Source organism: Sorangium sp. So ce887, from assembly GCF_051521455.1.
Taxonomy (GTDB): Bacteria; Myxococcota_A; Polyangia; order Polyangiales; family Polyangiaceae; genus Sorangium.
Window position 1 is genome coordinate 315,147 of record NZ_CP150354.1, and the last position, 26,383, is coordinate 341,529.

Genomic DNA, 26,383 nt, shown 5'->3' on the forward strand with positions numbered 1-26,383 from the left:
CCGCAGCACTTGGCAGCACAGGCCGTGCGTCTGACGGCAGCCGGCCCCTGGCGGCGAACCCCATCACGACGCGACACCCCGAAGCGCGGTCGGCCCCCGCGGCTTGTTGGGCGGGAGACAGAGCAAGAGAGAGTACACAGGGAGACGGGGAGACGGGGAGGAGAGAGAGATATACAGACCAAGGGGGAGAGGCGAGAGGTGGGGACCACCGTCCGAGCCTGCTCGCTTGGGGTCGACGGCTTTCAGGTCGCTCGTTTGTAGGGTGGTTCCCGGTGATGTCAATTTCGCGCAACCAGAGCTGGTCCCGCGTCGATAGATAGCCATGAGCATCGATGGGGCACAGCGAGACAGGGAAACGAGAAGATTGTGGGAGCTGTCCGAGCGAGTCATCGGAGCGTGCATCGAGGTGCACCGCCACCTCGGCCCCGGGCTCCTGGAGTCTGCCTACGAACAATGCTTGTGTCATGAACTGTCGCTCATGGGCTTGAGCTTCGCGAGGCAAAGGCCACTTCCAGTGACCTACAAGAGAGCCACGCTCGACTGTGGTTATCGACTCGACGTTGTCGTCGAGGAGAGGCTCATACTGGAGCTCAAGGCCGTCGATCACCTGCTGCCAGTCCATGAAGCTCAGGTGCTCACATACCTGAAGCTGACGGACCTGGACGTCGGGTTGCTCGTCAACTTCAACACGCCGGTGCTCCGCCGCGGGATCCGACGCCTGGTACGCCGCGGTGCGGAGGCTGTCCGGTTCTCCCGGTGTCGCACCGAAGACGACCACCCCGGCACCACCAGCCGCCCCGCATCGATGCCGCCCGAAGCCGTCAGCGCCGAGCCTGCTGGTTTGAATGACTGATCCTCATCTCTCGCCTCCCCGCCTCCCCGCCTCCCTGTGAATCTTTCCTTCTTCCTCTCCGCCCAACATGCGTTGAGGCGGAAGTCGTCAGTGAACGCTCCGAAGGGCTCGGGGGCGTTTGGTGCTAGCAACTGCATTGATGCTTGTTCCATCTGGTTGCCCTGCTTCGTGGTGCGCGGCGGCCTTTGCGCCGGCGCTCCGCCCGCTGACCGAGGCACGCTCGTCTCCGGTCCTCGCTGCTTCGCCTTCGGCCCCGCTCCACCCTGATCCAGGGGAGCCTCGCGAACGCGCTCGGGGCTTCGGCGAGAGCGGCTGGCCCTGGCTCGCTCTCCGGCGCGTCATGGCAGCGCGACAGGCACGGCCTCGATCCGCGTGCTGACGACCCTCCGGCGCTGCGCGCCGATGTTCGTCTGATCGATCTGAAACATCAGCGAGAATTTCTTCTCGTCAGCCGACGGCGCGAGATGAGGCGACCTGAAGCGGTCATCCCGCGAGTCTTCGCGGACGATCGGCTTGCCGCCGTCATGCTTCCACATCGGCGCCGGGGTCCCGTGCCCCGTCCCGTCGGGCATGACGACCCGGCTGCTCACGTGGACGGTGACCCTGCTCCCGGCCACGAAATCGCCGTTCATCGACAGCGCCTGCCCGGAGAAGCGCTTCAACACCGCCTGTGCAATGAGCCGCCAGTCCTCGCCGTTCCCCGCGTTTGCCCCGAGGAAGCGCACCGAGACCAGCTGGCCCTTCGCGTTCAAGGTGAGCTCGAACGAGCTGTCGGCGACGTCCGGCGCGACGGAGGACGACACCTCCTCCGCGACGGCCGAGGCGAGCGTGCCCGCGGCGGGAAAGACCGGCAGGGGCGCTCGCCCGCCCTGGTCGGCGTCGCTCCGAGCGGAGCGCGGCGGGACGGGGCGCCCGGGGGCGAGGGGGCGTCTGGGGGCGATGGACCTCGCCGGTGGCTTCACGGGCAGGACACCTGGCAATGTCCAGACCGGCACACCGTCGAGGCCAGGAGGGGCGGCGGCGAGGGGAGGCGCGTCGTACGCGTCCGGAGGCGCGCTCTCGCGGGCCCCCGGTTCGGCGCTCGACGCTTGTGCGGAATCCGCCTCGGGCGGCGCCGCCGGGCGCGCTCGCGGCGCGGCGCGCCGAGAGCCGGGGTCGGCGCTCTTCGTCCGCGCGAGGCCCTGGGGCGGCTCGACTGGCAGCTCGTCCGGCGCCCTGGGCTGGTCTGGCAGGACGTCGATGTCCAGCGACACGAGCGGCTCGACCTCCTCGCCCGCGCCGGTCTGCGCGCGCGCGTCGATGACCTGCGGCACGAGCGCTCGAGCAGCGACGACGCCTCCCGCGTGGAGGAGGAACGCAGCGAGCAGAGAGAGGGAGTCCCGATCGCGCACAGGCCGCCGACCGTAGCACGAGGGCGCGCTTTCCGTGGTCCCCGGCCGCCGTCGGTACCGTGCCCGCCCCAGCTGGGGTACGCACCTCATTCATTGTCGCGCAGGAGGCCTCGCCGAGCTGCCCGGCCCCCAGCAAGGGCGCTCGCCGCGCGGCCCTTCAGCTCCGGCGCGGCCGTGTGGCAGGACATGAAGTCTACCCCTCAGGCACCAGCGCCGGCGCCGCCGCGGCTCCTCTGCGGGAATATCCCTGGAGGGGTGCCGCGGGCAGGTGGATCGATCCGCCGGCGCGGTCACGGAGGCTGCGGCCCTCGCGACGAGACAGGCACGCTTGCGCCTCGGCGAGGATGGCCAGGGCGATCTCCTCCGGCGTCTCGCCCCCGAGGTCGAGGCCGATGGGGCTGTGCAGGCCGCCTGCGCACGCGAAGGTCGGCGCGCCGCTCTCGGCCAGCAGGCGCTCGGTGCGGCGCCGCGGTCCCAGCAGGCCAAGATAGGCGACAGGAACCGTGGAGAGAGCTCGAAGGAGCGCCCGGTCCTGCGTCACGCTGTGCGTCATGACCACGCAGGCTGTTTCGGGCGGGATAACGAGGTTGGCGAGCGGGGACGCGCGGTCGGTCACCACGACCTCGTCGGCGACGGGGAAACGATCCCGGCGGGCGTAATGGGCCCGAGCGTCCGCCACGGTCACGTGCCACCCGAGCTCCTTGGCGAGACGCACGAGCGGAACCGCGTCGTGGCCGCCGCCGAACACAACGAGAGAGCGCGGCGGGCGCACCACCTCGAGGAAGACGTCGACCCGCACGCGCGCGTCCCCGAACGCCACCTGTTCGGAGGCTCCTCGCCGCAGGCAGTCCGCGGCGCGCGCGGCGATGCTTCGCGCCAGCGCGGCGTCCGGCAAAAGGCCGCCGAGGTGGCCGTCCGCATCGAGGGTCACGCGGTCCCCGACGCGCGCCCGCGAGGGGTCGAGCGAGCCGATCACGGTGGCGAGCACCCCCGCGCGCCGGCGCGTCACGCACGAGGCAAGGAAATGGATCGGCTCGACCGGCTCCTGCTCGTGGCGCAACCGCTCGAGCAGCACGTGAATCACCCCCTCGCAGCCCAGGTCATAGGGGCGTTCACCCTCCTCCTCCTCGCGCGTGCTGTATCGGACGAGGGCGGGGCTCCCATTGCCGGTCAACCACCACGCCTTGCGCGCCACGTCGCCCTCCAGGCAGCCGCCGCTCACCGAGCCGACACGGCGCCCGTCCTCGACGAGCAGCATGCGCGCGCCGGGGCGTCGATAGGCCGAGCCCTCCACGCGCACCACCGTTGCCAGCACCGCATCCTTGCCGTCGCGAACGGCCTCCGACCACAGCGAGATGATGGCTTGTGCTTCGTTCATCGGGGGTCTCTCCCATGGATTCGAATCGATCTTCGCACCTCGCGCGTGGCGCCGTGCGCCCTCGACGCCGAGCGATCGCCGCGGGGTTACAGCACGTCCTCGACACGGACCGGCAAATGGCGGAGGCGGCGCCCGGTCGCGTGATGGATGGCGTTGACGATCGCGGGCGCCACGCCGACCATCACCACCTCGCCGAGACCCTTGACGCCCATGCTGTTGATGAGCGGGTCCGGCTCGTCGATGAACTCCGCTTCGATCGTCCCGATGTCCGCGTTGACGGGGATCACGTACTCCGCGAGGTCGGCGTTCACGAACCCGCCGTACCGGGGGTCCACCTCGCTCACCTCGCGCAGCGCTGCGCCGATCCCCCAGACCACGCCGCCGAGCACCTGGCTGCGCGCCGTGCGGGGGCTGACGACCCGGCCACAGTCGACGACGCTCACCACGCGTGGCACGCGGATCCGCCGGGTGCGGGGCTCGATCCGCACCTCGACGAACTGGGCGCAAAAGCTCATGGAGACAAAGTCGGGATAGGCCGGGCCGGCGGCCGCGGGGAGTCCCTGGGCGACTCGGTCGAAGATCGCGTCGGGCTGGCCGGGCGCATGGTGGCGCGCCTCGACATCGACGTGCGACCTGCCGGCGTCACGCAGGATCTGCTGGAAGGTGCGGTTGGCCGGTCCGTTGCGTGCCAGTTGCTCCAGCTCCCGCAGCATGTTCAAGGCTGCCTGGTGCACCGCGGGCAGGGCCGTGGCGGCCCCCCACGAGCCCGCGGTGAGGTGCTGGGGCACGCTGCCCGTATTCCCGACGAGGATGTTCACCGCCTCGGCCGGAACGCCGAGATCCACCGCGACCGTGGAGGCGATGGCCGTGCGGATCCCCTGACCCATCTCGTGCCCGCCGACGCTCACGAAGATCTCGCCCGCATCGGTCACACGCAGCATCGCGATGGCCGGCGCGGTCGCGGCCTTGTACGCCCCGAGCGCGACACCCCACCCGACGAGCGTGCCATCGGCCAGGCGCATCGAGCCCGGCGCCTGCGTTCTCCTCTCCCAGCCAAACCGCTCGGCGCCCCTCTCGAGGCACGCCACGACGTGCCGGGACGAGAACGGCCGGCCGGTCAGCGGGTCTGTCGCTGCGTCGTTGGCGACGCGAAACGCGACCGGATCACGGCCGAGCGCATACGCCAGCTCGTCGACGGCGGTCTCGAAGGCGCACGCGGCGATGTGCTCGAAAGGGGCGCGCGCGAAGCCCGGCGTCTGGATGTCGTTGCGGACAAGGCGCTCGCGGCCGCGGAAATTCGCGATGCCGTACAGGCGCGCGGTCAGATCCGCGTAGGAGAGCGGGAAGAGGTCATGGCGCGAGGTCTGGTGGTCAATCTCGTGCACGGCGGCCACCATGAGCCCCGATGCATCGGCCCCCAGCCGCACCGTATGGCGGCTGGCGGGGCGGAAGCTCGCATTGTTGAAGATCTGCGCCCTGGGGACCACCAGCTTGACCGGACGGCCGAGCTCGCGAGCGGCCAGCGCGACAAGCGCTGTGTGTGCCTGCAACGAGTTTCTCTGACCGAAGCCGCCGCCGGCCGTGGGCGAGAGCACCCTGATCCTGTCCGGAGCCAGCCCGAACACCTTGGCCAGGCCGTGCCTGAGCGCCTCGGCGTTCTGCGTCGATTCGCGGATCGTGAGCTCCCCCCGCGACCACTCCGCCACGGTGGCCAGGAGCTCCATCGGGTTCTGGTGCTGGGGAGGGCCTTGAAACGTCGCGTCCACGCGCGTCGCGGCCGTCGACAGGGCGCCGTCCGCGTCGCCGACGACCCGATCCGCGAAGGCGGGCTTCGGCAACGGGGAGTCCGCTTGCGCGAGGATCTCCGCGCCCGGCGCGTCGAGCGTCACGCTGATGGCGTCCTGCGCATAGGTGGCGCGGACGAGCGCCGCGGCCTCCCTCGCCGCCTCGAGCGTATCGGCCACCACCAGCGCGATCGGCTGGCCGCGATAGGCGATCGCCGTGCCGAGCAGGGGCTGCAGGCTCTGAAAACCGTAGCCGCCGCCGAGCAGGAACCCGGCCGACTGCAGGCCCGCCGTGTCGAGGTGCGTCAGGACCATCCGCACGCCAGGGACGCGGCGGGCGGCGTCCGTATCGAGGCTCAGGATGCGACCGCGGCCGATCGTCGCCACCGCCAGCATCCCGTGGGCGAGCCCGGGGAGGGCGTGATCGGCGGTATACTGGGTCGCGCCGCGAACCTTCTCGCGCGCGTCGACCCTGGGGATATCCGGATGGCTCATGGCTGTTCTGCCCTCTGTCGTGCGATCATCAAGGCGTCCGTGATCGTTTGCGCCCCCAGCTCGACCTTGAAGGCGTTGTGGACGCCCGGGCTCGCGGCCGCGAACGCGGCCTGGCCAGCGCTCTGCGCGACGTCCTCGGTGAGCGGCTGGCCGAGCAATACGTTCTCGGCCTCCGGCGACCGCCAGGGCCGGGTCGCGACGCCGCCCAGGGCGACCCGCGCTTCAGCGACCACGCCGGCGCTGAGCCGGACGGCGACGGCCGCCGACGTGAGCGCGAACGCGTAGGATTCGCGGTCGCGTATCTTGTGATAGGTCGACCCGCGGCCCGCCTCGGACCTCGGCACGCGAATGCGTACGATCAGCTCGTCAGGGGCCAGCGTCGTCTCGACCTCCGGCGTGGAGCCCGGCTCCCGATGCAGCTCCGCCAGGGGAATGGAGCGCTCGCCGCGCGGGCTCAGCGTGTCCACCACCGCGTCGAACGCCACGAGCGCGACGGCCCAGTCCCCGGGATACACCGCGGCGCAGGCGTCGCTCGCGCCGAGGAGCGCATTGCCGCGATCCATGCCATCACGCGCCGCGCATCCGCTGCCGGGGGCCCGCTTGTTACAGGCAAACGGCTCTCCACCACGGAAATAGGCGCAGCGGGTCCGCTGCAGCAGATTGCCGCCCACCCGCGCCATGTTGCGCAGCTGCTGCGAGGCGGCCTTCCACATCGCCTCCGACAGCGCGGGGTAGTCCTCCTTCAGCCGGCGATCGGCGGCCACATCGCTCATCCGGGCCAGCGCCCCGAAGACGAGCTCGTGCGGGCCGGAGGTGTCGAAGCGCGCGAGCGTGTCGAGGCGGGTGATGTCGATCACCCTGAGAGGACCCTCGACGCCCAGCTTCATGAGATCGTAGAGCGTGGTCCCTCCCGCCAGGAACCGGGTTCCGGGGCCGCCGTCGGCCATGGCCGCGATCGCCTCCGCCGGCGTCGACGGCCGTATGTACGTGAAGCTTTGCATGGCTCAGGTCCCTCCGATCTCCGGCGCGGCTTGCTGGATCGCAGCGAGGATGCCGGCATAAGCGCCGCATCGACACAGGTTGCCGCTCATGTACTCTCGTATCTGCTCCGCGGACCCGGCGTTGCCCTCGCGGACACAGGCCACCGCCGCCATGATCTGGCCGGGCGTGCAATATCCGCACTGGAGCGCATCCTGATCGATGAAGGCCTGCTGCATGGGATGCAGCGGCCCGCCCTCCGGCGATAGCCCCTCGATCGTCGTGATCTCCCGGCCGTCGGCCTGCACGGCGGGGGTGAGGCAGGACGCGACACGACGGCCGTCGAGGTGCACGGTGCACGCTCCGCACTGACCGTGGTCGCAGCCCTTCTTGGCGCCGGTCAACTGCAGCTGCTCGCGGAGCACATCCAGCAGAGACGAGCGCAGGTCGATGTCGACCTCGGCCCTCGTGCCGTTGACGAGGAGCCGGACGGATGTGTCCGCGCTCCTCGCCGGCGTGTCGCATCCCGTGCAAGCGCTCCCGAGCGCCGACAGCCCGCTGGCCACTGCGATCGAGCCCGCGGTGAACTGACGTCGGGTGAGGAGGTGGGCCGCCAGCAGCCCGCCGCCGGTGTTCGGCTCGCCAGCGGTCTCCTGCTTCGATTGGGCTCCACGAAGTGGCGATGGTCGACTCGTCTTGTCCTGCATGGTGATCTCCTCGCGACGGCGGCCGGCGTGCGCGGGTCGGCGCGTGCCAGGCGTCCAGATACCCCAGCCCGGGCTGAACGCGACTCGTCCTGTCGTGACCATGCGCCCGTGCACCCCACCATGCCAGTGAATAGGATATATGAGTCATATGAACCCCAGTTATGGGAGAGACCTCGACCTCAACCTCCTGCGCGTGTTCGCGGTGGTCGCGGACACGGGCAGCGTCACCGCGGCGGCGGGCCGGCTCTACCTGACCCAGCCGGCGGTCAGCGCGGCGCTGCGCAGGCTGGCCACCGCCGTCGGGGCTCCGCTGTTCGTGCGGCGCGGGCGCGGCCTCGCGCTCACCGGCCGGGGCGAGCGGCTGCGCGCGACGCTGGTGCCCCACCTCCAGGCGATCGTCGACGCCGCGCTCAGCGAGCCGCAATGGAACCCGGCGACCAGCGAGCGCACATTGCGCCTCGGCCTGTCCGATACAGCCGAGTTCTGGCTGCTGCCCGCGCTGCTCCGCGCCCTCGCGCCCGAGGCGCCGCGAATGCGTCTGATCGCCGTGCCGGTGCAGTTCCGCACGATCGCAGCGGCGCTCGCGGGCGGCCTCGACGCCGCGGTCACCGTCGCCGATGACCTGCCCGCGACCGTGCGCCGCCAGGCGCTGTACTGCGGCGGCTTCGTGTGCCTGTTCGACCCGCGCCACACGCGCCTGCGCCGCACGCTGACCACGGAGGACTACTTCGCGCTCGATCACGTGATCGTCAGCTACAACGGCGATCTGCGCGGCATCGTCGAGGACGTGGTGCAGCGCTCGCGCAAGGTCCGCTGCTCGGTCTCGACGTTCGCGAACCTCGGCGCGCTGCTGGACGGCAACGCCCTTGTCGCCACCGTCCCCACCAACATCGCCGCGTACATCCGCGAGACCCGGCCGCACCTCGTCACGCGCCCGCTGCCGTTCGCGATCGAGGGCACGCCGACGGAGCTCGTGTGGCCGTCGAGCACCGACGACGACGACGCGTGCCGGTTCGTGCGCGGCAAGATCGTCGAAGTCGCGCGGTCCGCATCGTCGAAGCCGCGGCGAGCCTAGCCCCCGAGGAGAGCGCGCCCTTCGCCCGCTCTCCTCCGCGCGTCGCCACGGCGCGAGAACGGCGCGCCCTGGACCGCGGCCCTGGATTGGAGTAAACCAATTATCGGAACTTCATTCCGAATAATGGAACGCTCTGGAACGGTCGACAAGGCGGTGCGCGCCCTCGAGGCGCTGCGCGAGGGGGGCGGCAGCGCCTCGCTGGCGGAGCTCGCGGCGCGCCTCCGCATGCCCAAGGCGACGCTGCACCGGCTGCTCGCGTCGCTCGCCGCGCACGCGCTTGTCGAGCAGGACGGGGAGGGGCGCTACCGGCTCGGCGTCGGCCTCATCCGCCTCGGGCTCGGCGCCCAGGGGCTCGACCCCGTCGCGCGCGTCGCGAAGCCCGAGCTCGAGCGGGCGGCGCGCGCCTTCGGCGAGACGTTCTTCCTCGTCGCCGCGCGAGCGGGGCGGCTCGTCGTGCTCGACAAGGCCGAGGGCACGGGGCTCCTGCGCGCGGCGCCGACGGTCGGGGCCGAGGTCCCCGTCGACGTCACCGCGAGCGGCCGGCTCTACCTCGCGCACGCGCCGGAGCTCGTGGGCGCCCCCTGCGCGAGCCCCGCCGCGCAGCGCGCCGCCAGGCGCGGCTACGACGTCAACGAGGGCGAGTGGATCGACGGGCTCACCGTCATCGCGGCGCCGGTGCTCGCGCGCGGCAGCCTGCACGGCTGCATCGCCTGCGCCGCCGCCGCCCAGAGCCTGCGCGGCGATCGTCACGACGCCGCGGTGCGCCACACGCGCGACGCCGCCGAGCGCGTCGCGCGCGCTCTCCAGGGAGACAGCAGGAGGTGAACGGCATGAAGACATGGATCGATGGGCGAATCGTCGACGCGAAGGACGCGACCGTGAACGTGACCGATCACGGGCTGCTCTACGGCGACGGCATCTTCGAGGGCATGCGCGTCGCCGCGGGGCGGCTCTTCCGGATCGAGCGCCACCTCGCGCGGCTCGCGGCCGGCGCGAAGGCGCTCGGCCTCGCGCTGCCGCGCCCGCTCGATGGGCTCCGCGCGATCGTCGAGGAGACCGCGCGCGCCCACGCCGAGCGCGAGGCCTACGTCCGCCTCGTGGTGACGCGCGGCGTGGGCCCGCTCGGCGTCGACCCGACCACCTGCGAGCGGCCGGGGCTGTTCTGCATCGTGGGGTCCATCCGCCTCTTCGACGACGAGCAGCGGCGGCGCGGCCTCGAGCTCATCACGTCGAGCCACCGCCGGCCGGACGCGGACGCGCTCGACATGCGGATCAAGAGCCTGAACTACCTGGGCTCCGCCCTCGCGAAGCTCGAGGCCAGGCAGCGCGGCGCCGACGACGCGCTGCTCCTGAACGCGCGCGGCCACGTGGCCGAGGCCAGCGTGGCCAACGTGTTCGCGCTCCGCGGCGACGTGCTCGCGACGCCGCCCGCCACCGACGGCTGCCTCGAGGGCATCAACCGCGCGGCCGTGATGGAGCTCGCGCGCGGCCTCGGGCTCACCGTCGTGGAGCGCTCGCTCGGGCGGCTCGACTTCTTCGCCGCCGACGAGGCGTTCCTGACGGGCACCGGCGCCGGCGTGATCGCGATGCGCAGCCTCGACGGGCGCGCGATCGGCCCCGGCGAACGCGGCCCTGTCACCGCCCGCCTGACCGCGCTCCACCGGCAGCTCGCCGAGACCGAGGGCGTCGAGCTCATCGCCGCGCCCGGCGGCCAGACCTGAACGGGCAGGCCGAGGGAAGGGGAAAATGACTTAACCGGTTCAGTCCTCCGCTCATCGTCTCGTCGACCGGTCTCCCGGGAGACCCGAGCGCGGCGGGCCGCCGGAGGGCACGTCAGCTGTCACGGGCGATCTCCGCGAAGATCCCTCTCAGCCAGATGTGCGCCGGGTCCTTCGCCTGCCGCTCGTGCCACACCTGATCCAGCGAGAAGCCGCCGAGCTCCACGGGCGGCTTCATGATGCGCAGCGCCTCCATCTCGGCGAACACGCGCGCGATGCGCGCCGGCACGGTCAGCACGAGATCGGTCTGGGCAACGATGTGCGCCGCCACGAGGAAGTGGGGGATCTGCAGCGCCACACGGCGCGAGAGCCCCCGCTCCGCGAGGACCTCGTCCACCCGGCCCCCGCCGTCGCCGCGCGGGCTGATGAGCGCGTGAGGTAAGCTCGTGTAGCTCTTGAGGGTGAGCTTGCTGCCCACCACGGGATGATTTCTCCGCACCACGCACATGTAGTGCTCCTCGATGAGCCTTTGCCGGTAGAAACCGGCGGGCACGGTGGGGAGCAGGCCGATCGCCAGGTCGACCTTGCCGGTCTCCATGGAGCTCCACATCTCGCCGTCGTAGGGGCGCGCGATCAGGTCGACGAAGGGCGCGTCGGAGAAGAGCTTTTGCACGAGCCGGGGCAGCAGGATGAGCTCCACGTAATCGACCGTGGCGACCGCGAACGAGCGGCGCGCCGTGGCGGGGTCGAAGCGGGGGCTGTGCGCGACCGTCGCCTCGATCTGGGCGAGGGCCTCGCGGATGGGGCCGATGAGCTCCTGCGCGCGCGGCGTCGGGATCATCCCCCTCGGCGTGCGCACAAGGACGGGATCGTCGATCAGCGCGCGGAGGCGCCCGAGGGCGTGGCTCATGGCCGACTGGCTCAGCCCGACGCGCGCCGCGGCGCGCGTGACGCTCCCCTCCGCCAGGAGGGCGTCGAAGACGACGAGCAGGTTCAGGTCAATCGAGGCAAGATGCACGGGATGCATGGGGCCCATGCTACGAATGAGTTGGAGGCGCGCCATGGGCCGGTCTAGAGGTTTTCCACTGGACCGGCACGGTCGCTGACCCCGCCGAGGGAGCGGCGGGGCGGATGCCGCCGGTCGTCGTGCCCATGTCTCGCTTCGATTTTCCCGAGCACGACCAGGAGCCCGGCCCCCGGACCCTCCTCGCGCCCGCTTCGCCCGCGATCGCAACCCTGTTGCAGGTCGAGCAGCCGGCCACGGAGCGGCCAGAGTGCCCTTGTTGCATGGAGCGGACCACGGGTCGCCGGGTTGCCTCGAAGGCGGCATGGATGACCTGGATTGGCCATCCCGTCTACGGATGAGCCCGCATGGCCGGCCCGAGTCGCGCTGACGGTCGACTCCAGCCGAGTCCAGCCGAGCCGGTTTCCACCGCGTTTCCCCGGTGCTGCCCGCCGAGCGGCGCGCGGCACCCATGAACGTAGCGTTTCGGCAGCTGTACGGAACAACGGTAACAGGAAGAGAGCGCGCCATGCCAAGTCCGAATTGGAGTTCCTTGATCCTCGCTCCGCTCGTCGCCCTCGTCGCCCTCGTCGCCCTCGTCGCCCTCGCCTCGTGCGCTCCCCGGGCGGAGGGCGAGCGCCATGCCGCCGTGTCGAGCGCGCTCAACGCCGAGGACAGGCTCGCTGCTTGCGAAAACGACCCTCGCGTGGTCGCCGGGCTCGTGACCAGCGAAATTTGCGCGGGCGCTGATATCTTCTTTCGCGAAACTTTCGAGGGCAACGGCCGCTCTTGCGGATCCTGTCATCCTGTCGAAAACAACTTCACGATTGACATCCCTTTCATCGACGCGCTCCTCGACATCAACCCTTTTGATCCGCTGTTCGTCCACGAGCAGGAGCCCGAGCTGATCGACCTCGAGATCTACGAGCTGAAGACGCTCGGCCTGATCCGCGAGAACATCGACGGCTTCGACGACCTCGACGGCAAGTACGTGATGCGCGGGGTCCCGCACACGTTCTCGCTGGCGACGACCATCACGCCCGACCCGATGCACGAGGGCGCGGAGCTGCCCCTCGAGCGCACGGGCTGGTCGGGCGACGGCGCCCCGGGCGCCGGGTCGCTGCGCGACTTCCTGACCGGGGCGATCACCCAGCACTTTCCGACCGACCTGAGCCGTGAGCCGGGGGTCTCGTTCCGGCTCCCCACGGAGCAGGAGCTCGACCTCACGCTGGCCTACCAGATGAGCCTGGGCCGGATGAACGAGCTCGATCTCACGCGGGTGAAGCTCACCGATCCCGAGGCGAACGAGGGGCGGCTTTCGTTCCTCGATCCGCAGCGGGGCCGCTGCAACGTGTGCCACGCCAACGCGGGCGCGAACCACCTGGACACGGGGCGGAACCGCAATCTGGACACGGGGACCCGGAAGGCGCCGGCGACCAGCACCTTCGGGGCGTTCGACGGCGGGTTCGGGGGCGTCGGGCTGGCCGAGCCGAACATCGACGTCCTCGACCTCGGGTTCCTGAACGGGTTCGGCGACGGCACGTTCAACACCCCGCCCCTCATCGAGGCCGTGGACACGCCGCCGTTCTTCCACACGAACGCCTTCGGGGACGACATCGAGGCCGCGGTCGCCTTTTATATCTCGTCGTTCTTCAAGGAGTCTCTGGCGGGCCGGGAGCTGGAGGCGCGGTTCGGCGCCCCCATCCAGTTCCCCGACTCCGACATCGTCAAGATGGGGCGCTTGCTCCGCGTCCTGAACGCCGCGTTCAACCTCGACCTCGCGGAGCAGCGCCTGCGCGCCGCCCGGGAGCTCGCGGGCCAGTTCCACGACGCGCGGGACGACGTCCAGAAGCGCCTGATGGAGCTGGCCGAGGTCGAGATCGACGACGCGCTGCGGGTCCTCGGCGTCGCCGGCACGCCGCTGCACCCCGTCTCGCGGTACCGCCTCCGGCAGGCGAAGGACGAGATCGCGGCGGGCCTCTCGGCGGCGGCCTGGTCGGCGCGCGAGAGCCGGATCTCGACCGCGCTCCTGCGCGTCCAGAACGCGCGCGATCCGCTCGGCTCCAACATCACCTTCCAGCTCGGCCAGGGCAACCTGATGTACTAGGGGCCGCGCCCGGACGAGACAACGAACCGCAGGGCGCCAGGGCCGTCAAGAAGCGAGCTCTCTCGGCTATCTTGGCGTCCGTGGCATCCTGGCGGTTCTCTCACGTGGGTCGCTGACCGGCGCCGCCGATCCGCGCGTCAGGGCCCCTGGCCAACGCCGCGCGAATCAGTAGCTTACGGGCCCCCGGCGTGGCCGGTCTGCCAGGTGCCCTGCTCTGATGTCGTCCGGCTCACGTTCTGGTTTCGGCGCGCTCCCTTCCCCTGAAACGGCGCGCTCCCGCGCGGGGCGCTCGCTCCTCCTGCGGCTCCTCGGGCTGAGCTGGGCGTACCGGGGGCGGGTCGCGCGCGTCCTCGGCTACCAGATCGTCCTGCTCTCGCTCGGGCTCGCGGGGCTCGGCCTGACCGGGCTCGCCATCGACATCCTCCGCCATCGGCTCGATCCGTCGATCCGTCCGCCGGCGCTGCCGCTCGGAATCGGCCGGCTGCTCGACCTGGAGCGTGAGCCCATGCGCGCGGTCCTCTCGATCGGCGCTGCGATCCTCGCCATGGCGGTCGCCCGCGCGGTGCTCAACTACGGTTACGCGCTCTCGGTGGGCCACCTCGTCCACATGGAGATCGTCCCGGATCTCCGCGCGCGGGTGTACGACAAGCTCCAGCGGCTGAGCTTCCGGTTCTACGACGCCAACAAGAGCGGCTCGCTCATCAACCGCGTCACCGGGGACGTGCAGCTCGTGCGCTCGTTCGTGGACGGCGTGCTGCTCCAGAGCGTCATCATGGTCCTGTCGCTCGGCGTGTACGTCGCGTACATGCTCCGCACGCACGCCCTCCTGACGCTCGTGTGCCTCGCGCCGACGCCGCTGCTCTGGATCGCGAGCACGCTCTTCGCCCGGTGGGTGCGGCCCGCCTACCTGCAGAACCGGGAGCTCGTGGACCGCATGGTCCTGAGCTTCACCGAGGGGATGCAGGGGATCCAGGTCATCAAGGGGCTCGGGCGGGAGCGCGAGGCCCACCGCCGCTTCGACGAGCGCAACCGCGAGGTGCGCGACCAGCAGCAGGGCACGTTCCGGAAGATCAGCGTGCTCAGCCCGACCATCGACCTGCTCGGACAGAGCCACCTCGTCCTGCTGCTCGGCATGGGCGGGCTGCTCGTCACGCGCGACCGGATGACGCTCGGGCAGCTCGTGGTGTTCGCCGGCATCCTGCAGCAGTTCTCCGGGCAGATCGCGAGCATGGCGACCCTCGTCAACACCGCGCAGCAGAGCTTCATCGGGGCGCGGCGCGTCTTCGAGGTGCTCGACACCCCCGTCGAGATCACGAGCCCCGAGGCGCCCGCGCGCCCCGTCCAGGTGGAGGGGCGCCTCGCGTTCGAGCGCGTCACCTTCGGGTACGACCCGGAGAAGCCCGTCCTCCACGGCATCGACCTCGACGTGGCGCCCGGGCAGTTCATCGCCGTGATCGGCCCGACCGGCGCGGGGAAGAGCACGCTGCTCAGCTTGATTCCCCGCTTCTACGACCCGACCTCCGGGCGCATCCTGCTCGACGGCATCGACCTGCGGCGGCACGATCTCGACCTGATCCGCCGGCGCATGGGGGTCGTCTTCCAGGACAACTTCCTCTTCAGCAACACGGTGGCGGCCAACATCGCGTTCGGCGCCCCGCACGCGACGCGGGAGCAGATCGAGCGCGCCGCGGTCATCGCCTGCGCCCACGAGTTCATCCGGGAGCTGCCCGAGGGCTACGACACCGAGCTCGACGAGTCGGCGGCCAACCTCTCGGGCGGCCAGCGGCAGCGGCTCGCCATCGCGCGCGCCGTGCTGCTCGACCCGCCGCTGCTCTTGCTCGACGACCCGACCGCCGCGGTGGACGCGAGCACCGAGCGCGAGATCCTCGACGCGATCCTCAGCGCCACCCGGGGGCGGACGACGATCATGGCCACGCACCGGGCCCACCTGCTCCGCCGCGCGCACCAGGTGATCGTGCTCGACCGGGGCCGCATCGCCGAGCGGGGGACGCACGAGGAGCTCCTCCGGGGCCGCGGCCACTACGCGAGCGCGCTGGCGCTGCACGACGCCCACGCCGCCGCCGCGCGCGCGGACGAGAGCCCGTCGCGCCGCGACGGCGCCGGCGCGCGCCCCGCGGCCCCGGGCCCGGCCGAGGAGCCGGCGTGAGCCGCGCCGTCGAGGCGCCGCGCCGCCCTGCGAAGGCGGCGGGGCCGGCGCGCCCCGCGGCCGAGCCGGCGCCGATCGACGTCCGCCTCGGCCTCGCGCGCGCCTCGCTCGAGGACGAGCGCGACCACGCCCACCGCGGGCTCGATCTCGGGCTCGTGCGGCGGGTGCTCTCCTTCACCCGCCCGTACTCGAGGAAGCGCAACGCGCTCTTCGTGCTCGTGTTGGTGAGGTCGATCCAGCTCCCGATCCTGACCTGGTCGGTCGGCGCCATCATCAGCGGCCCGGTGGCCCGGCGCGACGCGCGCGCCACGCTGCTCTCCGTCATTGGCTTCGCGGCGCTGGCCCTGTTCACGGCGGTCGTCTTCCACTACCGCGCTCGCCTCGCGCTCGAACTCGGCGAGGCCGTGGTGTTCGACATGCGCGATCGGCTGCAAAGGCACCTCCTGCGCATGCCGATGAGCTTCTTCGTGAAGACGAGGGTGGGGCGCCTCATCGGCCGCATGACCTCCGACATCGACGCGATCCGGGTGGCGGTGCAGGACGTCGTGTTCGTGAGCACGGTGCAGCTCGGCACGATGGCGGTGGCGATGGCGCTGATGGCCCACGCGCACTGGCCGCTCTTCCTCGTGGTGGCGGCGATGGTCCCGGTCTTCTGGGGGCTGATCGTCTATTTCCACAAGCGCCTCGGGGCCGCGCACCAGCGCGCGCAGGAGAGCTTCAGCCGGGTCACGGCGACGCTCGCCGAGTCGGTCACGGGGGTGCGCGTGACGCAGGGCTTCGTGCGGCAGGACATCAACGGCGGGCTGTTCCGGGCGCTGATCTTCGACCACTCGCGCTACAACATGGATGCGGCGCGCCACTCGGCCGCTTTCCTCCCGCTCCTGGAGTTCAACGGCCAGCTGTTCCTGGCCGTGCTCGTGGTCGTGGGCGGCTATCAGGCCCTGCACGGCGCGATCGAGCTGAGCGTGCTCGTGGAGTTCTTCTTCCTCGCGAACCTGCTGTTCAACCCGATCCCCGTCCTCGGGAATCAATACAACCAGGCCCTGACGGCCATGGCGGGCGCCGAGCGGCTCTTTCGCGTGCTCGACGCGGAGCCCGCCTGGCCCGACGAGGGCGGCTTTCCGGCGCTGCCGCCGGTGCGCGGCCGGGTCGTCTTCCAGGGGGTGTGCTTCGCCTACGAGCCGGGCAAGCCGGTGCTCCACGGGGTCGATCTGGTGGCCGAGCCGGGCGAGATGATCGCGCTGGTCGGGCACACGGGCAGCGGCAAGACATCGATCCTGAACCTGCTCGCGAAGCTGTATCTGCCGACGGCGGGGTCGATCACCGTCGACGGGCACGATCTCGCGACGACCTCGTCGGCGTCGCTGCGGGCGCAGCTCGGGCTGGTGCTGCAGAGCAATTTCCTGTTCAGCGGCACGGTGCTCGACAACGTGCGTCTGGGCAACCCGGCGGCGACCGACGCCGAGATCCGCGAGGCGGCGCGGAGCCTGGACGCGCTCGACGTGCTCGACGCGCTGCCGGACGGCCTCCACACCGAGGTGGGCGAGCGGGGGACGGGGCTGTCGCTGGGGCAGCGGCAGATAGTGTGCTTTCTGCGGGCGATGGTCGCCCATCCGCGCATCGTGCTGCTCGACGAGGCGACGAGCTCGGTGGACGCGCTGACCGAGGCCCGGCTGCAGGCGGCGCTCGGGCGGCTCCTGCGAGGGCGGACGAGCTTCGTGGTGGCCCACCGGCTGAGCACGATCCGGCACGCGGATCGGGTCGTCGTGCTCGATCACGGGCGGGTCGTGGAGCAGGGGACGCACGCGGAGCTGCTCGCGCGGGGAGGGGCGTTTGCGGCGCTTCACCGGGAGCTGGCAAACGAGGCGCCGGCCCCCTGAGAGGGAATTTATTGGGAGGGGGCGAACTCTATCGCTCGGGGGAGAGGGGGATCGAGATCAGGCGACCTCTAGACGGACGGGGACGTTGTTGCGGGTGGCATTCGAGTAAGGGCAAACCTGGTGCGCCTTCTCGACCAGCTGCTCGGCTTGCGACCGCTCCAGGCCCGGCAGCGCGATCCGCAGGCCGATATCGAGGCCAAATCCGCCCTCGGAGCGGGGGCCGATGCCGACGGTCGCGGTCACGGTGGCGTCGGCAGGTATCCGCGCCTTCTCCTGCGCGGCCACGAACTTCAAGGCACCCAGGAAGCAGGCCGCGTAACCCGCCGCGAACAGCTGCTCCGGGTTGTTCCCCTCACCACCCGCGCCGCCAAGCTCCTTCGGCGTCGAGAGCTTCACGTCGAGGGCACCGTCCGCGGTCTTGGCGTGGCCATCGCGGCCGCCCTGAGCAGTGGCTTGGGTCGTGTACTTCACGTCGACAGGCATCGGAGCGCTCCTTTTCGTGACGGCGGCCCGGGCACGGAGGGTTCGTCCCCGCTGGGCAGGGCCGGCCGGGCAGCCGTTCGGATACGCTCCCCATAGTGCTCGAGCCCACCCTGCGCAACGTCGGAAGGGACGCCGACGGAGATCCCGCGGGGCCGCGCGGCGCGCTCGGCGCGGGGCTCACGGGGCGGTCCAGGTGTACTCCAGCGCGGAGACGTCAGGCGCGCCGATGGGGATCTCCCCCGTGAATCCGAGCGTGACGAGCTCCAGGCGGTTGCCGAAGGGGTCGTTGAAATAGAGCGACGCCTGGCCGGGCGGTCCGAGCTGCGTGGGGCCGTAGGTCGGCACGCCAGCATCGTTCAGGCGCTCCTTCCAGGCAAGCAGCCTCCCAGGCGCGACCCGGAACGCGCAGTGCGGATGATCGGCGTTGCGGGGCGGCTGCCCGATCGGCGACTCGAAGAGGTCGAGTCGCGGCCCGCCCGCGAACACGACAGTGAGGTGAACGCCCCGCGCGATCTCGTCCGCAGGCCGCCCCATCCGAGCGAGGAACGGGACGTCGACGCGCATCATCACGCGCGCGCCGAGCAGCCCGACATAGAACCGCTCCGCCACCCCCAGATCGGCACACGGCAGGGTGAGGTGATCGACCGCGCTCAGCTTGCCGCTCCACGGCGGACGCAGGCGGTAAGCGAGATGCGACCAGGCGAAGAAGAGGCGCATTCCCACGCCGATCGCCTTTCGCTGAACCAGCGCCGAGAGCGGCGCGGCGGTGAGCCCCGGGGACGTCATGCGTTTCCTCCAAGAATGGAAGGTCAATCAATCAATCAGTTGATTGAACTTACGCGACGGCGGGCGAGCGGTCAAGGCGGGCGGCGCGGGCGCTTGATGGGACGGGAGAAAACCTGTAGCTTTGCGCGGGCTTGGCGAAGACGAGAGGCGCCGCCGCGGACGGCAGGGCATCGACCACGGAGCTCGGTGCAGCGCGGCGGCGCGACCTGCTCGAGGCGGCGTACTCGCTCATCGCCGAGAAGGGGCTGGAGGGGCTGCGGACGCGCGACATCGCGGCGCGCGCGGGCGTCAACATCTCGACGCTGCACTACTATTTCGGGACCAAGGACGCGCTCCTCGTCGCCATCGTCGAGCACGTGACGGACAAGTTCGGAAAGGAGCGCGCCCCGGGGCCCGCAGGCCCGGCGGACGCGCTCGCGGGCCTGAGAGCGCACCTCGAGAGCGCATGGCGCAGCTTCCAGGACAATCCGCACCTGGCGACCGTCCTCCAGGAGCTCTCCCTGCGCGCGCGGCGCGACCCGGCGGCACGGATGGCGTTTCGCGCCGTCCACAAGGAGTGGAACCTCGCGGTCGAGCACCTCGTGCGGCAAGGCGTGCGCGGCGGACAGCTGCGCTCCGATCTGGATCCGCGCGCCGCCGCCGCCGTGGTCACGTCCTTCATCATCGGCGCCATGATCCAGCTCGGGGTCGACGCCGGAGCATTCGACTTCCAGCACGTGTCGGAGGAGGTCGATCGGTGGCTCGCCCCCGCGCCAGCCAAACGGGCGCGCAGCCGCACGTGAGCGGCCCGACAGCCGTCGAGAGACGCGAACGGCGCTCTCGCCACCTCAGATCAGCGGAAGCGCACGTCGAGGCGAGCGCTCGGGGCGGCTCACCGCGCGCCCTCGGCGCCGCAGCGGGAGAGCGCGTAACGCAAGGCGTTCTGGAGCACGCCGAAGGTCGTGAACCCTCCCTCGGCCCCGCCGAGCTCCGTCATCGTCCGCGCGATCCCGGGCGAGATCCCGGAGACGAGGCAGGTGCTGCCGAGGAGGTTCGCCGCGCGCACCACGGCGAGGAGGTGGGCCACGGTCGCGGCGTCCACCGCGCTCACGCCGGTCAGGTCGAGGACGGCGAAGCGCGCGCCCGTCCGCACGATCTCGGCGAGGAGGCGCTCCATGATGTGATTCGCCCGCGCGGTCTCCACGGTCCCGATGACCGGCAGCACGAGGATCCCCTCCCACGCCTGGATGATGGGCGAGGACATGGCGAGCATCGTCTCCTGCTGCTGCCGCATCACCGCCTCGGCGCGCTCGCGGTCGGCGTTCTCCGCCGCGAGCAGCCGGTTCTTCTCCTCGAGCTCCTCGGCGTAGGCCGCCCGGCGCTGGAGCGCCTCCCTGAGCTCGGCCTCCAGCCGCTTGAAGGGCGTGATGTCCCTGACCGCGATCGCGACGCCGTCGCTCAGCGGGATGACCTGATTCTGGAGCCACCGGCCCTCGTGTCCTGAGCTCTGGCTCTCCTGCTCCTCGAGGAGCCGCTCGCCGGTCCGAAAGACGCGCGCGTACTTGTCCAGCTGCCCGCGCTGGCGCGCGGCGGGCACCACCTCGCTGAACCGCCGGCCGACGATCTCCTCGCGCGGCATCGACATCCCCTCGACGGCCCGCTGGTTGGCGTCGGTGAACACGAAATCCACGAGCGTCCCGGCCTCGTCAAACGCGCACTGGAGCACGAAGAAGGCGTCCAGGCTCCCGTCGACCGCCGCCCGGAACCGCGACTCGGCCGTGAGCAGCGACTCCTCCGCTTGCTTGCGATCCGTGACGTCACGCGCGACGAAATAGACGAGCTCCTCCCCCGGATGAAACGACGAGTTCCACTCGATCCACCGGTAAGAGCCGTCGCGACACCGGTAGCGGTTCGTGAACGTCACGGTGCCACAGCCGGCGAACGAACGCGCCGACTCGGCCACCGTGCGCTCTCGGTCGTCGGGGTGCACGAAGTCGATGAAGGGCGCCGACAGGAGCTCTTCGCGCGAGAACCCGAGCGTGCGCTCCCATGCATGGCCAACCCGCTTGAAGCGCCCGTCAGTCCCCGCGATGCCCACCAGATCCACGGACAGCTCGAAGAATCGGCCGAGCTCGTCCATCTGCCACGCTTGGTTCATGGTAAATTCCACCGCTACCAGATCCGGCGCGGATCGTCGAGCTTCCTGGGCGATCCGAGGCCGGGCGCCGCGGATACGCGTCGCGATCGTGCGCCGCTATACCAACTGGGGCATCGCGGGCGCATTCTGTGGAAGTCGCGTCGGGGAGGAGTCGGGGGCTGGTCCGGCGAGGATCGTCAATGTTCATCCCACCTTCATGTGACGTCTCTCTGGGCAATACCCCCACCACCGGGCGCGACCATGCGACATCGCGCCGCAGGACAGCGTGTCGCATGGTCGCGCCGCAGGACAGCGCGTACACAGGCCTCATGAGACGCCGACAAATCTTGGATCTCGCTGCCGCGAGCGCCGCGCTCGCCACATTGCAAACGCTCGGCGGGTGCGCGCAGGACGACGGCGCTCCCGGGCCGTCGCCCACAACACCTGAAGGAGAGAGCTCCCCCATGCAGCACATCGCCATGCTGGTCTATCCGGGCTTCACCGCGCTTGATCTCATCGGTCCTCAGACCGCGTTCAGCATCGTTGACAATACGCAGATACACCTCGTGTGGAAGACGCTCGACCCCGTGACGACGGATTCGGGCATCACCCTCTTTCCCACGGCGACCTTCGGGACGTGTCCCGAGGAGCTCGAGATCCTCTTCGTCCCGGGTGGCGTCGCCGGCACGATCGCCGTGATGGAGGACGGCGAGGTCCTCGATTTCCTCGCGGCGCGGGCGGAGCAGGCGAGCTACGTGACGAGCGTTTGCACGGGGTCGCTCGTGCTCGGCGCTGCGGGGCTGCTCCGCGGCTACCGTGCGACCACGCACTGGGCATTCCGCGAGGTCTTGCCCCTCCTCTCGGCCGAGCGCGTCGACGCGCGCTACGTCGAGGACCGCAACCGGATCACGGGAGGCGGCGTGACGTCAGGCATCGATTTCGGCCTCCGGATCGCCGCCAAGATGCGGGGCGAGGAGGCCGCGCAGGCGGCGCAGCTCGTCATGGAGTACGCCCCCGACCCGCCGTTCCAGGCGGGCACGCCGGAGTCCGCGCCCGCGGTCGTGGTCGAGCGGATCGCCAGCCTCATTGCGCCGGGGGTCGCCCAGGCCAGACAGGCAGCGGAGCACGCCACGGCACGCTGGTGAACGCGCGACGCGCCCTCTCCGAGGGGCCGCTGAACCCGCGCGTTCCGGACAGGGCCGGTCAGCTCGTCCGGAACGCGCCGTAGAGCTGGTCGCGCCACGCGATCAGATCATCGTAGCGATCGCGCAGGTTGGGGTCGGAGAAGCACCGTCGGCTGGCGGCGCCGAGCTTCAGCGCGGCGGGCGGCGCCACGTTCACGAGCACCTGGCTCATCGTGATGTCGGCGAACGTGAAGCCGCCCAGCAGCGTCCTCGGCGCGTCTCCGGACGGCGCGCCCCGCGCGAGCATCGCGCGGAGCTCGCCCAGCGCCTCGACCTGCGTTTGCAGGTGCGCCTCGCCGCCGGTCTCGTGGCCGCCGTACTTGCGGAGGGTGCGGCGGACCCCGAGCCCTCCGAGCCGCGAGGCGAGGGGGCCGAGCGCGCGGCGGAGCGGCCCCGGCGCCATCTCGGCGAGCGCCTCGTCGTCGGCCAGCATGCGCGACAGCGCGCGGGCGCGCCCGGCGGCGAGGGCGCGCTCCGACAGATCGATGAGCCGCGCAATGGCGGCCTCGTGCTCGGCGGGGAACAGGGTCGGACCGGCGCCGCGCCCGTCGGCCCAGCGCGCGATGTCGGCCGAGTCCGCGAGCACGCGCCCGTCGTCGGTGGTGAGCACCGGCACGGAGACAGGGCCCGTGAGCCGGCGGAGCTTCGCCCGGAGCGCCGGCTCGCCGATGAGAGGCAGGTAGTGACGGAAGGTGTACGGGACGCGCCGGACGTCGAGCGCCCAGCGCGCCTTCTCGGTCCACGCAGAGAACTCGAGGCCAAGTAGCTCGGTCATAGGGCCGGCAGCCTACCACACGCCGCGCGCGTCTCCGGCCGATCGCTGGCGGGCAGAGGACGCGGCTCCTTGCCGGCGGCCCTCGGCCTCACCACGAGCGATCTCACGCGCCGGCCTTCCGGTCGGCGGGCGCTCTCCTCCAACCTACGCCCAGCGTGCCCGCCTCGGCGCTTCAGGAGAACCTGCGCCTCTACCAGCCCAGTCCGATGCGCAGCGGCAGGAACACCGCCATGCCGGTCACGATGGTGCCCAGGATGTCGCGGCGGGAGATGTAGTAGACGCTGGCCGCGACGCTCGCGGGCAGCCGCGCGTCCTGGAAGGTCGCGATCAGCTGCCCCTGCGTCATCACCACCTCGGGCACGATCACGGCCGCCAGCGCCGCCAGCGGCGCGTAGCGCAGCCCGCGCCTGAGCCAGCCGGGCATCGGCAGATCCCGCTCGGGGTACAGGAAGAAGGCGCGGGTGAACGCCGTGATCAGCGCGAGGCCGAGGATGGCCGCGAAGGTCTGCCAGGCGCTCATCGCCGAGCCTCCTCGGTCCGCTCGCGCGCGCGCCTGTGCGCCTCTTCGGCCGCCTCGATGCCCAGGCCGACCGCGACCGCGGCCGCGATCGCGACCAGGATGTTGAGCTTCAGCGGCAGCGCGTAGGCCGCGACCGCGGCGCTGGCGGCGGTGCCGGCCGCCAGCCAGGTGGCCCTGTCCTGGAGCAGCGAGCAGGCGACGCCCAGCAGCGCGAGCACGCCGGCGAAGCCGAGGCCCCATTCGACAGGGATCACGTTGGCCAGCGCGATGCCGCCCAGCGAGGAGCCTTGCCATGCAGCCCAGTTCGTCGCCACGCCGCCCCAGAAATAGGGCTCCTGCTCGGGCGCCGGGTCGGGCACGGGAAAGCGCTTCATGAAGATCACGTAGCTCAGGTCGCCGCTGAAGTAGCCGCAGAGACACCGCCGCCAGCGCGGGATCCGCGCGAAGTAGGGCCGCCACATCGCGCTGAAGATCACGAACCGCAGGTTCACGCAGGTCGCGGTGGCCCAGACGACCCAGATCGGCGCGCCGGACGCGATCAGCGGCATCGCGGCGAGCTGCGCGCTGCCGGCGAAGACCAGGAGCGACATCAGCACCGCGAGCGGCGCCGTGAGCCCGCTCTTGACCATCGTGACGCCGGTCACGAGGCCCCAGGCGGCGACGCCGAGCGACACGTGCAGCATCTCGCGCGCGCCGCTGCGGAACTCGGGGTGGAGCGCGGTGGCGCGGGCAAAGGCGGCGAAGGACATGCGGGCGCTCGAGGGCCTAGAGCGACAAACGGGTTGAAACCCCGAAAAAAGCAGGAATTTTCACAGGGAGGCGAGGAGGCGGGGAGCGAGAGACGGCGAGAGGGAGAGATTCTTTTTTTTCTTCCTCCCCGCCTCCTCGCCTCCCTGTGAAAATTCTCGGGATTTCAACATGATTGGTATTCTAGGAAGTGTCCAGGCGCGCTACGAAAGTCAAGGCGACCCGCCCCCGGCGCGGCCTCCCGCCCGGGGAGGCCTGCTGCGGGAGAGCCTCCCGCGCTGCGCCCTTGAGGGGAGGGGAGTGATCGCCTTGCATACCGACCGACCGGTCGGTATACCTTCCCGATGCCGGCGCGGACCTACTCCAGCGCGCGAGAGCGCATCCTCGACGCGGCCGAGCGGCTCCTCGCCTCGCGCGGGGTGAACCAGCTGACCATCGAGGCGGTGATCACCGAGGCGCGGATCAGCAAAGGGGGCTTCTTTCACCACTTCGCGACGAAGGACGCGCTCCTCACAGCGGTGCTCGATCGGCTGAGCGCGCGGGTGAACGATGACTCCGCGAAGCGCGCGGCTCGGGACCCGGAGCCCCGGGGCGCCCGGCTGCGGGCGCAGATCGCGCTCGCCTTCGACGCGGACAAGTGCGAGACCGCCGCGCCTCGCGCCTTGCTCCTGGCGCTCATCGAGGCGGCGAGCGCCCAGCCTGCGGTGGCGCGCCACGCCGGCGAGCTGAACGCCGAGGCCTTCGCGCGCGACGCGGCCGAGGACATCCCGGAGGGGCGGGCCATCGCGATCCAGTTTGCTCTCGACGGTTTCTGGTTCTCCCAGGCGCTCGGCACGGCCGCGCTCACCGAGGGCCAGCTGCGGGCGCTGCGCGACGCGCTCCTCGCGCTGGCGCAGCCGGAGGCGGGCGCGGGGCGCCGGCCCAGGCGGCCACGAGCTTCAAAGAAAGGCGGTCAAGCATGATGTCCATTCCCGATATCTCCGGTGCTCAGCACAAGGCGAACCCCCATCCGCTCTATGCGCGGCTGCGCTCCGAGGCGCCGGTCGTGCGCACCGTGCTCGGAGACGGAAAGCCCGCGTGGCTCGTGACGCGCTACTCCGACGTGGCTGTTGCGCTCAAGGACCCGCGCCTCGGCAAGGATCCGCTCCGCGCGCTCAGCGCGGAGGAGCAGGCCAGGCAGGTGCCGTGGATGCCCGGGTTTCTCCGGCCGATGTCGAAGAACATGCTCGATCAGGACCCTCCGGATCACACCCGCTTGCGCGCCCTGGTGCACCAGGTCTTCACGCCGCGGCGGGTCGAGGAGCTGCGCGGGCGCGTCGAGGCGATCACCGAGCGCCTCGTGGCGCGGGCCCGGGCGCGCGGGGCGCTCGATCTCCTGGAGGAGCTCGCGCTGCCGCTGCCGATGGCGGTGATCTGCGAGCTGCTCGGCATTCCCGAGGCGGACTGGCCGCGCTTCCGGACCTGGACGAACCGCCTGACCGGGATCGTCACGAAGGTGGACATGGTCCGCGCGATGCCGTCTCTCTACATGTTCGTGCGCTACCTGCGCGCGCTGATGGAGCGGCGCCGCCGCACGGGCGGGGAGGATCTCATCGCGGCGCTCGTGCGCGCCGAGGAGGCGGGCAGTCGGCTGAGCGAGGACGAGCTGATCGCGATGGTCATGCTCCTGGTCGTGGCGGGGCACGAGACGACGGTGAACCTGATCGCCAGCGGGACGCTCGCCCTGCTCGACGATCCGGAGTCGCTCGACCGCATGCGGCGCGAGCCTGGGCTGATCAAGCCGGCGGTCGAGGAGCTCCTGCGCTTCACGAGCCCGGTCGACCTCGCGACCGAGCGGTACACCACGGAGGACGTCGCGTTCGGCGAGCACGTGGTCCCGCGGGGACAGCGGCTCATCGCGGTGCTCGGCTCGGCGAACCACGACGAGCAGGTCTTTGCGAGCCCCGGGCGGGTGACGCTCGACCGGGACCCCAACCGCCACCTCGCCTTCGGCAACGGCGTGCACTACTGCCTTGGCGCGCCGCTGGCGCGGCTCGAGGCGCAGATCGCGTTCCCCGCGATCGTCCGGGATCTCCCCGAACTGCGGCTCGCCGTGCCGCGTTCGTCCCTGACATGGAAGCCGTCGCTCCCGCTGCGCGGGCTCACCCGGCTGCCGGTGCGGTGCGCGGCGGCGCCGGTCTACTCTGTCCCCCGGGCGGCCCGGCCGCCGGAGGCGGGTACCCAGCTGTAGTATCTC

General features: G+C 71.1%; 22 protein-coding genes and 1 pseudogene. 11 read left to right on the forward strand and 12 right to left on the reverse strand.

Features of this window, described 5'->3' with window-relative positions; translation table 11 throughout:
- Positions 1 to 322 precede the first annotated feature (322 nt).
- A pseudogene (locus WMF36_RS01285) lies at positions 323 to 727 on the forward strand (GxxExxY protein); the annotation flags it as partial.
- 464 nt (positions 728 to 1,191) lie between these two features.
- On the opposite strand, the gene WMF36_RS01290 reads toward WMF36_RS01285, so the two are convergent.
- The 5 genes from WMF36_RS01290 to WMF36_RS01310 form a co-directional block, all read right to left on the reverse strand.
- The gene (locus tag WMF36_RS01290; protein ID WP_437577734.1) at positions 1,192 to 2,244 is read right to left on the reverse strand and encodes a hypothetical protein; all 1,053 of its coding nucleotides are present in this window, start codon (positions 2,242 to 2,244) and stop codon (positions 1,192 to 1,194) included.
- A gap of 193 nt (positions 2,245 to 2,437) precedes the next feature.
- Positions 2,438 to 3,622 (reverse strand): XdhC family protein, encoded by a 1,185-nt coding sequence (locus WMF36_RS01295; protein ID WP_437577735.1) that lies wholly within the window; start codon positions 3,620 to 3,622, stop codon positions 2,438 to 2,440.
- A gap of 86 nt (positions 3,623 to 3,708) precedes the next feature.
- Positions 3,709 to 5,901: a xanthine dehydrogenase family protein molybdopterin-binding subunit gene (locus tag WMF36_RS01300; RefSeq protein ID WP_437577736.1), complete on the reverse strand. Its 2,193-nt coding sequence runs from the start codon at positions 5,899 to 5,901 to the stop codon at positions 3,709 to 3,711.
- Positions 5,898 to 6,902 (reverse strand): FAD binding domain-containing protein, encoded by a 1,005-nt coding sequence (locus WMF36_RS01305; protein WP_437577737.1) that lies wholly within the window; start codon positions 6,900 to 6,902, stop codon positions 5,898 to 5,900. Before WMF36_RS01305 ends, WMF36_RS01300 begins: the two co-directional genes overlap by 4 nt.
- A gap of 3 nt (positions 6,903 to 6,905) precedes the next feature.
- The gene (locus WMF36_RS01310) at positions 6,906 to 7,586 is read right to left on the reverse strand and encodes a (2Fe-2S)-binding protein (RefSeq protein WP_437577738.1); all 681 of its coding nucleotides are present in this window, start codon (positions 7,584 to 7,586) and stop codon (positions 6,906 to 6,908) included.
- A 148-nt stretch (positions 7,587 to 7,734) separates the two neighbouring features.
- Here WMF36_RS01310 and WMF36_RS01315 point away from each other — a divergent pair, with 148 nt between their 5' ends.
- From WMF36_RS01315 to ilvE, 3 genes are all read left to right on the forward strand, one after another.
- Positions 7,735 to 8,661, forward strand: a complete 927-nt coding sequence (locus tag WMF36_RS01315) for a LysR family transcriptional regulator (protein ID WP_437577739.1) — start codon at positions 7,735 to 7,737, stop codon at positions 8,659 to 8,661.
- 123 nt (positions 8,662 to 8,784) lie between these two features.
- A complete protein-coding gene (locus tag WMF36_RS01320; protein WP_437577740.1) occupies positions 8,785 to 9,486 on the forward strand; it encodes an IclR family transcriptional regulator in 702 nt (233 codons plus the stop codon).
- A 5-nt stretch (positions 9,487 to 9,491) separates the two neighbouring features.
- Positions 9,492 to 10,382 (forward strand): branched-chain-amino-acid transaminase, encoded by an 891-nt coding sequence (ilvE, locus tag WMF36_RS01325; protein ID WP_437577741.1) that lies wholly within the window; start codon positions 9,492 to 9,494, stop codon positions 10,380 to 10,382.
- A 112-nt stretch (positions 10,383 to 10,494) separates the two neighbouring features.
- Here the strand turns inward: ilvE and WMF36_RS01330 are convergent, their stop codons facing one another.
- Positions 10,495 to 11,406, reverse strand: coding sequence for a LysR family transcriptional regulator (locus tag WMF36_RS01330; protein WP_437577742.1), 912 nt, complete (start codon positions 11,404 to 11,406; stop codon positions 10,495 to 10,497).
- Positions 11,407 to 11,935: 529 nt separating this feature from the next.
- On the opposite strand from WMF36_RS01330, the gene WMF36_RS01335 reads away from it, so the two are divergent.
- The 3 genes from WMF36_RS01335 (at position 11,936) to WMF36_RS01345 (ending at position 17,536) form a co-directional block, all read left to right on the forward strand.
- Positions 11,936 to 13,489, forward strand: coding sequence for a hypothetical protein (locus WMF36_RS01335; protein ID WP_437577743.1), 1,554 nt, complete (start codon positions 11,936 to 11,938; stop codon positions 13,487 to 13,489).
- A gap of 217 nt (positions 13,490 to 13,706) precedes the next feature.
- Complete coding sequence (locus tag WMF36_RS01340) at positions 13,707 to 15,656, forward strand: ABC transporter ATP-binding protein (RefSeq protein ID WP_437577744.1); 1,950 nt, start codon at positions 13,707 to 13,709, stop codon at positions 15,654 to 15,656.
- On the forward strand, positions 15,653 to 17,536 hold the full coding sequence (locus WMF36_RS01345; RefSeq protein ID WP_437577745.1) for an ABC transporter ATP-binding protein: 1,884 nt from the start codon (positions 15,653 to 15,655) through the stop codon (positions 17,534 to 17,536). The genes WMF36_RS01340 and WMF36_RS01345 overlap by 4 nt, the downstream gene beginning before the upstream one ends.
- Positions 17,537 to 17,593: 57 nt before the next feature.
- On the opposite strand, the gene WMF36_RS01350 is transcribed toward WMF36_RS01345, so the two are convergent.
- Both WMF36_RS01350 and WMF36_RS01355 read right to left on the reverse strand, forming a co-directional pair.
- A complete protein-coding gene (locus WMF36_RS01350) occupies positions 17,594 to 18,019 on the reverse strand; it encodes an organic hydroperoxide resistance protein (RefSeq protein WP_437577746.1) in 426 nt (141 codons plus the stop codon).
- Between the two features lie 177 nt (positions 18,020 to 18,196).
- Entirely contained in the window at positions 18,197 to 18,805 is a 609-nt protein-coding gene (locus WMF36_RS01355) for a VOC family protein (RefSeq protein ID WP_437577747.1), read from the reverse strand.
- Positions 18,806 to 18,936: 131 nt separating this feature from the next.
- Between WMF36_RS01355 and WMF36_RS01360 the strand changes: the two genes are divergently transcribed.
- Entirely contained in the window at positions 18,937 to 19,587 is a 651-nt protein-coding gene (locus tag WMF36_RS01360) for a TetR/AcrR family transcriptional regulator (RefSeq protein WP_437577748.1), read from the forward strand.
- 89 nt (positions 19,588 to 19,676) lie between these two features.
- Here WMF36_RS01360 and WMF36_RS01365 read toward each other — a convergent pair whose 3' ends face one another.
- The gene (locus WMF36_RS01365) at positions 19,677 to 20,942 is read right to left on the reverse strand and encodes a PAS domain S-box protein (protein WP_437577749.1); all 1,266 of its coding nucleotides are present in this window, start codon (positions 20,940 to 20,942) and stop codon (positions 19,677 to 19,679) included.
- A gap of 443 nt (positions 20,943 to 21,385) precedes the next feature.
- Here WMF36_RS01365 and WMF36_RS01370 point away from each other — a divergent pair, with 443 nt between their 5' ends.
- The gene (locus WMF36_RS01370) at positions 21,386 to 22,066 is read left to right on the forward strand and encodes a DJ-1/PfpI family protein (RefSeq protein WP_437577750.1); all 681 of its coding nucleotides are present in this window, start codon (positions 21,386 to 21,388) and stop codon (positions 22,064 to 22,066) included.
- A gap of 58 nt (positions 22,067 to 22,124) precedes the next feature.
- Here WMF36_RS01370 and WMF36_RS01375 read toward each other — a convergent pair whose 3' ends face one another.
- The 3 genes from WMF36_RS01375 to WMF36_RS01385 form a co-directional block, all read right to left on the reverse strand.
- Positions 22,125 to 22,880, reverse strand: coding sequence for a glutathione S-transferase (locus WMF36_RS01375; protein WP_437577751.1), 756 nt, complete (start codon positions 22,878 to 22,880; stop codon positions 22,125 to 22,127).
- Between the two features lie 190 nt (positions 22,881 to 23,070).
- Complete coding sequence (locus WMF36_RS01380) at positions 23,071 to 23,400, reverse strand: AzlD domain-containing protein (RefSeq protein ID WP_437485553.1); 330 nt, start codon at positions 23,398 to 23,400, stop codon at positions 23,071 to 23,073.
- Positions 23,397 to 24,149 (reverse strand): AzlC family ABC transporter permease, encoded by a 753-nt coding sequence (locus WMF36_RS01385; protein ID WP_437577752.1) that lies wholly within the window; start codon positions 24,147 to 24,149, stop codon positions 23,397 to 23,399. Before WMF36_RS01385 ends, WMF36_RS01380 begins: the two co-directional genes overlap by 4 nt.
- A 342-nt stretch (positions 24,150 to 24,491) precedes the next feature.
- Here WMF36_RS01385 and WMF36_RS01390 point away from each other — a divergent pair, with 342 nt between their 5' ends.
- Positions 24,492 to 25,109: a TetR/AcrR family transcriptional regulator gene (locus WMF36_RS01390; protein ID WP_437577753.1), complete on the forward strand. Its 618-nt coding sequence runs from the start codon at positions 24,492 to 24,494 to the stop codon at positions 25,107 to 25,109.
- Entirely contained in the window at positions 25,106 to 26,377 is a 1,272-nt protein-coding gene (locus WMF36_RS01395; protein ID WP_437577754.1) for a cytochrome P450 family protein, read from the forward strand. Before WMF36_RS01390 ends, WMF36_RS01395 begins: the two co-directional genes overlap by 4 nt.
- Positions 26,378 to 26,383: the final 6 nt, after the last annotated feature.